9 protein-coding genes are annotated in these 8,215 nt (G+C 63.6%); 4 read left to right on the top strand and 5 right to left on the bottom strand.

Going from position 1 to position 8,215, the window contains the following annotated elements; all coding sequences use genetic code 11:
- On the top strand, positions 1 to 1,356 hold a 1,356-nt coding region (gene glnE, locus PHD22_RS15400; protein ID WP_299868819.1), incomplete at its 5' end, for a bifunctional [glutamate--ammonia ligase]-adenylyl-L-tyrosine phosphorylase/[glutamate--ammonia-ligase] adenylyltransferase.
- A 9-nt stretch (positions 1,357 to 1,365) separates the two neighbouring features.
- Here glnE and PHD22_RS15405 read toward each other — a convergent pair.
- On the bottom strand, positions 1,366 to 2,325 hold the full coding sequence (locus PHD22_RS15405) for an MBL fold metallo-hydrolase (protein WP_299868822.1): 960 nt from the start codon (positions 2,323 to 2,325) through the stop codon (positions 1,366 to 1,368).
- 147 nt (positions 2,326 to 2,472) lie between these two features.
- Here PHD22_RS15405 and PHD22_RS15410 point away from each other — a divergent pair, with 147 nt between their 5' ends.
- Entirely contained in the window at positions 2,473 to 2,736 is a 264-nt protein-coding gene (locus PHD22_RS15410) for a hypothetical protein (RefSeq protein ID WP_299868825.1), read from the top strand.
- A gap of 279 nt (positions 2,737 to 3,015) precedes the next feature.
- Here the strand turns inward: PHD22_RS15410 and PHD22_RS15415 are convergent, their stop codons facing one another.
- Positions 3,016 to 3,345, bottom strand: a complete 330-nt coding sequence (locus PHD22_RS15415; protein ID WP_299868828.1) for a hypothetical protein — start codon at positions 3,343 to 3,345, stop codon at positions 3,016 to 3,018.
- A 104-nt stretch (positions 3,346 to 3,449) separates the two neighbouring features.
- Here PHD22_RS15415 and PHD22_RS15420 point away from each other — a divergent pair, with 104 nt between their 5' ends.
- Entirely contained in the window at positions 3,450 to 3,797 is a 348-nt protein-coding gene (locus PHD22_RS15420) for a hypothetical protein (protein WP_299868831.1), read from the top strand.
- A 34-nt stretch (positions 3,798 to 3,831) separates the two neighbouring features.
- Entirely contained in the window at positions 3,832 to 5,649 is a 1,818-nt protein-coding gene (recQ, locus tag PHD22_RS15425; protein WP_299868833.1) for a DNA helicase RecQ, read from the top strand.
- A 70-nt stretch (positions 5,650 to 5,719) separates the two neighbouring features.
- Here recQ and PHD22_RS15430 read toward each other — a convergent pair whose 3' ends face one another.
- The 3 genes from PHD22_RS15430 to PHD22_RS15440 form a co-directional block, all read right to left on the bottom strand.
- On the bottom strand, positions 5,720 to 6,064 hold the full coding sequence (locus tag PHD22_RS15430; protein ID WP_299868836.1) for an FKBP-type peptidyl-prolyl cis-trans isomerase: 345 nt from the start codon (positions 6,062 to 6,064) through the stop codon (positions 5,720 to 5,722).
- A 35-nt stretch (positions 6,065 to 6,099) separates the two neighbouring features.
- A complete protein-coding gene (gene msrA, locus PHD22_RS15435; protein WP_299868839.1) occupies positions 6,100 to 6,657 on the bottom strand; it encodes a peptide-methionine (S)-S-oxide reductase MsrA in 558 nt (185 codons plus the stop codon).
- Positions 6,658 to 6,784: 127 nt separating this feature from the next.
- On the bottom strand, positions 6,785 to 8,215 hold a 1,431-nt coding region (locus PHD22_RS15440; protein WP_299868842.1), incomplete at its 5' end, for a translocation/assembly module TamB domain-containing protein.

Below are 8,215 nucleotides of genomic sequence, written 5' to 3' on the forward strand. Positions count from 1 at the left end.
GCGGCGGCCCGGCGCCTGGCCACCCTCCGGAGCGGCAACCGCTACCAGCAGATGCCCCCGTCCATCAAGGTACGCTTCGACCCCCTGATTCCACGGGTCATCGAAGCGGCGGCAGAAACCCACAACCCCAATGCCACTTTCGAGCGCCTGCTCGACATGCTGGACGCCATCAGCCGGCGTGGCGCTTACCTGGCCCTGCTGCAGCAATATCCCCAGACCCTGCACAAGGTCGCCGAACTGGTGGGCGCCTCCGCCTGGGCCGCCCAGTTCCTCAATCGCCACCCCATCCTGCTGGACGAAGCCCTGGATCCGCGCATCCTGGACGAAAACCTGGACCTGGAGGCCTTCCGCACCGACCTGACCCGGCAACTCGACGACATCGAACCGGACATGGAGCGCCAGATGGACCTGATGCGGGAACAGCACCACAGCCAGGTGTTCCGCCTGCTCACCAAGGACATCGCCGGCCGTCTCACGGTCGAGCGCCACGCGGACTACCTGTCGGCCCTGGCCGACATCATCGTGGACCTCACCGTGACCATGTGCTGGCGCAAGATCAAGAACCGCCACCGGGATGATCCGAAATTCGCCGTGCTCGCCTATGGAAAGCTGGGGAGCAAGGAACTGGGCTACGCCTCAGACCTGGACATGGTCTTCGTCCACGACGACGACGCATCGGAATCCTCCGAGCTTTACACGCGCCTGGGCCAGCGCACCAACACCTGGCTGTCTTCCCAGACCTCCGCCGGTCAGCTCTTCGAAACCGATCTGCGCCTGCGTCCCAACGGCGACTCGGGGCTGATGGTGGTGTCCCTTGAGGCCTTCCGCCAGTACCAGCTGGAAAATGCCTGGGTGTGGGAGCATCAGGCCCTCACCCGGGCCCGCTTCTGTGCCGGAGACAAGGAGATCGGCCGGAAATTCGAGGAAATCCGCATCGAGATCCTGCGCCAGAAGCGGGAGCTGGGCAAACTCCGGGAGGAAGTGCTGGCCATGCGCCAGCGCATGGCCGAAGCCCACCCCAACAAGACCGGACTGTTCGATCTGAAACATGACCGGGGCGGCCTGATCGACGTGGAATTCATCGTTCAGTACCTGGTGCTGGGCTACGCCCACGAGCACGCCAGCCTGTGCGGCAACCTGGGCAATATCGCCCTCCTCCACATGGCTGGGGAACTCGGGCTGATCCCTTCAGAGCTGGCGGCCACCACGGCCGACACCTACCGGGAATACCGGCGCCTGCAACACGGCCTGCGGCTCAACAAGCAGGCATCCCGGGTGGAACGGGACACCGTTGCCGGACAGGCGGCCGGGGTATGCATCCTATGGCAGCAGGTCTTTCAAGCAGAACGAGGCTGACACCACGGGTCAGGCCGTCCTGGCCTGACTGTCCAACCAGACATCCAGCCCCTGGGCATTGAGCTGCACGTCAACGGCCAGGATCCGCCGCCATTCGGACTCGCCGACCGTCCAGCCGTTGCGGACAGCTTCGTCGCCAACCAGGCCCCACAAGTCCGCTGCGATACGGCGTGCCCGTTCGGCACCCGCCGGCAGGGCCACATACCGTTCGGCGATCATCACATGGGCATCAATCAGACGGTGCAGGTCGGCCGCCAGGCGCGTCACTTCGGTGACCTGGGCATAGTGCGTCAGGTACATGGCGCGGGGCTGCTCGGCCTCCATCCGGGCGATGGAAGCGTGCATCGCATCCGGCTCGAACTGCACCGGCGATGTGGTCGGAAAGATGCTCGGCCGGCCACCCACATCCAGGGTGCGGTATGAGAAACCAAACGTGTCACCTGTGAAGAAGCTGCGGCTCCGGGTATCGAAATAACACACATGATGACGGGCGTGACCCGGAGTATCGAAGACCCGGATGACCCGCCCGGCCAGGCTGAGCTCCAGGCCATCGGTGGCCTCGATGATGCGTTCGACGGGTACGGGTAGCAGCTCTCCGTAAAGTTCGACGGCACGCTCCGGCCCATAGACGGCCGACACCCCCGCAAACAGCCTGGAAGGCTCCACCATGTGGCGGGCGCCCCGGGGATGCACCACCAACCTTGCATTCGGGAAGGCGCGCATGAACGATCCGGCGCCCCCTGCGTGATCCAGATGAATGTGGGTCAACAGCACATAATCCACCGCCTCCGCGGACAAACCGGTCACCGCCAGAGCCTCGAGCACATGTTGCAGGGACTCGTTGTTGCCCGTATCCACCAGGGCTGCCCGGCCCGCCTCCTCGATCAGGTGGATGGCTGCCACATCCGGACCGGTATAGCCCGAATCCACGGCATAAATTCCATGACCAAAAGCCTTCAAGCTTTCCATTGCGCTGTCTCCTATTATTGATGTGTTGGACGGGCGGACATTCTAGCTGCACTGCAACAAGCGTGGCGTCTCATGCTGGCTCAGGCCCGGCTCCCCGCCGCCGGCGTCCAATGGAAGCGACGGTTTTCCGTAACGGGAGGTTCCCCCATGCTGACACTGCAGGACTGCATCGAACTATCGGATCTGAGCGAAGAGGAAATTCTCGCCATCGCCGAACATGAACACATCCCCGAGATGGCTGCCGTGGAAATGGGCTGCTATCTATGCCACACCCCGGAAGGAGACAAACGCATCCGCCGGATGATCGTGGACGATATCCGGCACGCCCGCGAGAAAGGGGACACCACCAAAGTGATCCTGCTCAAGACAGTGCTGCGGCACTACATCCAGGCCCATCACGGTCAGGCCTAACCCGGGTGGGCCGCCTGCCTGCAGGCGTGCAGATCAGTGGCATAATCAGGCCAACCAACTGCACGCACGCGCTTCCTCATGGCTCTTCTCCGATGCAACAAATGCGGCCACGTGGCCGAGGTGCCCATCGACTATATCGGCAAGCAGATCCCCTGCCCTGCCTGCACCCAGCCGGTCACGGCATATGACACAGTTCTTTTCGTCAAGAAACTGCTGCAGCAGTACTTCATAAAGCAGGAAGAAATCAAACAACTCCGGGCAAATCAGCCCCCCCCGGCCTCACTCCCGCTCACAACCGCCGATCTTGCCGGACTGGATTTCCATAATACGGACCACTTGGCCAGTGAAGCCTGGCATGCCCAGATCGTGGGCTGGTTCGAACAGCGCCAGATACAGGTTCGCCCCAGCCTGGATGCCGTAAACACCACGGGCTTCTTCGACGAGGTTGCGGTTCAGATCGGGGACAATTACCCGCTGTTTGGCGACATCGTCGAAAAAATTCGCTGGGGTCAGCAGAAAGATGTGCCCAATTTCAGCCTCAAGCTCGGAGAACGGAGCCAAAAGGACGGGCAGGCCATCAATGCCTTCTGCAAACAGCTTTACGACCACACCTTTCTAGCCAAGTACTACTACCAGAAACCGGAAAAAGTCGGCCGGGCGACCATTCAAAACGCACCCGCGGTTCGCAGCTTCTTCGCAGGAGAATGGCTGGAATGGTACGTCCTGATGAAACTTCTGACTTTTTCCAGGAAAAAAAGCGGGCCTTCTCCTGCACCCGCAATCTCTCGGTGGTCTTTCCCAACGAAGACCTCCATGAGCTGGATGTGTTCTTCCTCGTGGATGGCACCACGCCCATCTGCATCGAATGCAAGACCGGCGAATTTCGTCAGGATCTGGACAAGTACCAAAAACTTCGCAAACGGCTCGGTATCGATCGCAGCCAGTTCATCCTGTGCAGCAACAGCCTCACCGACGAACAGGCCGCGGGGCTTTCGGGGATGTACGACCTGAGTTTTGTCAGCCTCTCCGGACTGCCCCTCCACCTGGCAAAGCTGTTCTGACCCGGTGCGCAGGTCGGGGTAAAATCCTGGCCCTATGAGCCGCGCCCGCGAAACCCTTTTCCACGTCTTCGGTTACACCCAGTTCAGGGGTCCTCAGGAAGGCATCGTCGAACACGTCGCGGCGGGTGGCGATGCGCTGGTACTGATGCCTACCGGTGGCGGAAAATCCCTGTGCTACCAGATCCCGGCGCTGCTGCGACCGGGGGTGGCCATCGTCGTGTCACCCCTCATCGCGCTGATGCAGGACCAGGTAAGTGCGCTCAAGGAGGTGGGCGCGGCAGCAGATTTCCTGAACTCCAGCCTGAGCCTCGAGCGGGCCATGGAGATCGAGCGTGCGATGCTCGCCGGTGCGCTGGACCTGCTCTATGTGGCGCCGGAACGCCTGGTCACGCCGCGCTTCCTCGACCTGCTCGACCACCTCCACGCATCCGGCCAGCTGGCCCTGTTCGCCATCGACGAAGCCCACTGTGTATCCCAGTGGGGCCACGATTTCCGCCCGGAATACCTGCAGCTGTCGATCCTGCCGGAGCGCTACCCGCAGGTGCCGCGGATTGCCCTGACCGCCACCGCCGACGCCCAGACCCGGCGGGAGATTGCCGAACGCCTGCGTTTGCTGGACGCCCGCGAGTTCGTCTCGAGCTTCGATCGGCCCAACATCCGCTACACCATTGTTCCCAAGGACAATCCCCGGACCCAGCTGCTGGCCTTCATGAAGGATGGTCACCTGGGGGAAGCAGGCATCGTCTATTGCAGCTCCCGCAAAAAGGTCGACGAAACCGCCGCCTGGCTGCAGGAGAAAGGCATCCCCGCGCTGGCCTACCACGCGGGCATGGACACCCAGGAGCGCGCCACCAACCAGGATCGCTTCCTGCGCGAGGACGGCATCGTGATGGTCGCCACGGTCGCCTTCGGGATGGGCATCGACAAGCCCGATGTGCGCTTCGTCGCCCACCTGGACCTGCCCCGCTCCATCGAAGGCTACTACCAGGAGACCGGTCGCGCCGGCCGGGACGGCTTGCCCTCGGAGGCCTGGATGGCCTACAGCGTGGCCGACCTGGTGCTGCAGCGCCGCTTCATCGAGCAGGGCGAAGCCGACGCAGAGGTGAAGCGCGTGGCCACCGCCAAGCTCGATGCGCTGCTCGGCCTGTGCGAGACCACCGGCTGCCGCCGCCAGCGTTTGCTGGGCTACTTCGACGAGGCCGCCGAGCCTTGCGGCAACTGCGACACCTGCCTGCACCCGCCCCAGGTACGTGATGCCACCGAATCCGCCCGCAAGGCCCTGTCCTGCGTGTTCCGCACCGGCAGCCGCTTCGGAGCTGCCCACGTGGTGGATGTGCTCATCGGCAAGGTCACCGATAACGTCAGGAAATGGCAGCATGACCAGGTCAGCACCTTCGGCATCGGTACTGAACTGGACGACAAGGGCTGGCGTACCCTGATCCGCCAGCTGGTGGCCCACGGCGCCCTGGCGGTGGATCATGAGCGCTACGGCGCCCTGACCCTCACCGAGGCCGCCCGCCCCCTGCTGCGCGGGGAAGCGCGTTTCACGATGCGGGTGGAAACCACCCCCGTGAAAAAAGGCCGCAACATCGGCACCAGTCGCAAGACCGACAACTGGCCCGAGGCCACCGGAAAAGAGGCCGTCCTCCTCAACCGACTGCGGGCCTGGCGGGCCAGCACCGCGAAGGAGCGCAACCTACCCGCCTACGTGATCTTCCACGATGCCACGCTCCGCGACATTGCCCGCCTGCGCCCGGAAAGCATCGAGGGTCTGGCGACCATTTCGGGGGTCGGCGACCGCAAACTGGATGCCTACGGGGAAGACATCCTGGCGCTGCTGACCGAAGCCTGAAACCCCGCGGCGTACCCAAAAAGAAGGCGCCATCGGCGCCTTCTTTTGATTCAAGCCTTCCGCAACCGGATCACTTCACCGCCAGCAGTTCCACTTCGAACACCAGGGTGGCGTTCGGGGGGATCACGCCGCCAGCGCCACGGGCGCCGTAACCCAGGGTGGGCGGGATGGTCAGCTTGCGCTTGCCACCCACCTTCATGCCCTGAACGCCCTCGTCCCAGCCGGCAATCACATGGCGGGCGCCGAGGGGAAAGACGAAGGGATCGTTGCGATCCTTGGATGAATCGAATTTCTTGCCATCGGTCAGCCAGCCGGTGTAATGCACCTGAACGTGCTGCCCAACCGTGGCCTCCGGGCCGCTACCAACTTCCAGATCTTCGATGACGAGGCCGCTCGCCGTAGTGACTTGGGTCATGAAATACTCCTTGTTAAAGACCGGCGGATTCTATTTCAAGTGGCCTTCAAGCGCTTGGCGAACTTGCTGCGCAGTTTCGCCACCTTGGGTGCCACCACATACTGGCAGTAGGACTGGTAGGGATTCCGGGCAAAGTAGTTGTGGTGATAGGCCTCTGCCGGCCAGAAGTGGGGCGCAGCCTGCACCTGCGTGACGATGGGGTCCGGGAACACCCCCTGGTGCTCCAGTTCGAGAATCTTGCGCCGGGCCGTTTCCTCCTGCTCCGCATCCCGGGTAAAGATCGCCGAACGATACTGGGTTCCGACGTCATTGCCCTGACGATTGAGGGTAGTGGGATCGTGAATCACGAAAAAAATGTCCAGAAGGTCCGCGCAGGTGATCACCGCCGGATCGAATTCGATCCTCACGGCTTCGGCATGACCGGTGTCCCCATCGCAGATGCGCTCATAGCTGGGATTTTCCAGGTGGCCTGCGATGTAGCCGGAGGTGACGGCCAGCACCCCTTCCACCTCCACGAAAACCGCCTCCAGGCACCAGAAGCAGCCCCCCGCCAGGACAATGGTTTCTGTTCGTAAATTTTTGCTTTCACTCATGACTGACTCCTTGCACACCGGAAAAAAGTGAACAACGGGCCCGGCGGCCGAGCTTGCTGTTCCACGGTAGATCACAGCGGTATTCTGCGGCAGGCGCGCGCTGCCCCCGAGCGTGTTGATGCACGACTCAACGGAAGGAAATGGAGAACAAGGTGTCCAGGGCATTCTCACTGCCCGTCCGTCCTATCAGCGCAATCCGGCGGGTCAGCTGGTAGGTGAGCTTGACGATGCTGGAAGTGCCCGTCACGCTCTGCTCGAAAGACAGCATGGCCCGGGCCGACAGCCGCTTGCCGATGGTCACCACCTGACCGGGCACCGTGCTGCCGCTGGCGCGGTAGGCGCTGGCGCCAGTGACGCTGCCGGTGGCCACACTGCTGCTCTGGACCCGGCCGCGCGGATCATAGCCCGCCCCCAGGGAGATCTCGTCGAAGCCCAGCGCGTTGGCCAGACTGGCCGACATACCCCCTCCTGTCCCGCCCAGAAGAGCCTGGGCCGCAGGCAGCAGCAACGCCATCTCGCCACCGGAGCCCTGATCGGGCGGGCGTCCGAGGACAATCCAGCCGAGTTTTTCCGGGTCGGGCACATTGGGCTCGGAAACCAGCCGCACCACCGGTCGGCGGGCAGTGCCCGTGATCCCCACGCCGGCTTCCACCGCCAGTCCCTTGCGCAGAGCCACCACATTGAGGCTCGGATTGGCCACAGGGCCATTGAAAGTCACGATGCCCTTCTCGATGGACAGTTTCTGCCCGTAACCCTCGAACACCCCGCCCTGGGTGATGATGGTCCCCGTGGCACCGAGGGGCCGGCCCGGCCCGGACTGAAGACGCAGTTCGCCTGCCAGCCGGGTATCCAGACCCAGAGCCTTCACATACAGGGCATCTCCCAGAGCGATGGCCAGATCCACACCCATCTGGAAGGGGTTCTCCGGCGCCTTCTGGCCCCGGGCTGGATCCATCACCTCCACGTCATCTCCGAGACTGGGGGCCGGGGTTCGGGACAGCTCCACGAAACCTGCATCGGCGGCCAGGCGCCCTTTCAGGTGGGCCGAGCTCCAGCCGCTCAGGATGTCCCCCTCCCCGCTCAGGACCAACCACTGATCGGGACGCTGAAGCAGGGGGAGACGATCGGCCTGGAAGCGGAACCGCCCCTCCCCGCTGGCCAGCTGAATCTGGCCACTGGCCTTGAGGGTCCCCGGCGTGCGGGTGAGCCTGTCCGCATCGATGCGCCCCTCCCGGGGACGAACCCGGTTGGGGGACACGAAACTGAACTCATCCAGGCGCAGCACCTCCCGGTTGAAATCGGCCACCAGGGTGCCGCCGGACAGGTGCAGGCCCTGATCGGCCATCACGAAATTCAGCTGCTCGCCCCGCAGACGTCCGGCGGCTTCCGGCCGGGCCGGCGTGCCGCTAAAGGTAAACTCCCCCTTCAGGCTACCGTCGGTCTTGAGGTTCTGGTCCGCCAGGGGGCCAGCCCAGGCGATGGAAGGCATGTCCAGGCTTGCGGCCCCCAGCAGGGGGGCTCCCGGCACCAGGCGGATGCGCCCCTCGGCAGTCCGCTC

The organism is Zoogloea sp. (genome assembly GCF_028693495.1).
Taxonomy (GTDB): Bacteria; Pseudomonadota; Gammaproteobacteria; order Burkholderiales; family Rhodocyclaceae; genus Zoogloea.

What these genes read in the sequence shown, in the direction of transcription:
- PHD22_RS15420 (WP_299868831.1), top strand. Translation starts at nt 3,450, where the DNA reads ATGGTACGTCCTGATGAAACTTCTGACTTTTTCCAGGAAAAAAAGCGG.
- PHD22_RS15410 (WP_299868825.1), top strand. Translation starts at nt 2,473, where the DNA reads ATGCTGACACTGCAGGACTGCATCGAACTATCGGATCTGAGCGAAGAG.
- PHD22_RS15430 (WP_299868836.1), bottom strand. Translation starts at nt 6,064, where the DNA reads ATGACCCAAGTCACTACGGCGAGCGGCCTCGTCATCGAAGATCTGGAA.
- recQ (WP_299868833.1), top strand. Translation starts at nt 3,832, where the DNA reads ATGAGCCGCGCCCGCGAAACCCTTTTCCACGTCTTCGGTTACACCCAG.
- PHD22_RS15405 (WP_299868822.1), bottom strand. Translation starts at nt 2,325, where the DNA reads ATGGAAAGCTTGAAGGCTTTTGGTCATGGAATTTATGCCGTGGATTCG.
- msrA (WP_299868839.1), bottom strand. Translation starts at nt 6,657, where the DNA reads ATGAGTGAAAGCAAAAATTTACGAACAGAAACCATTGTCCTGGCGGGG.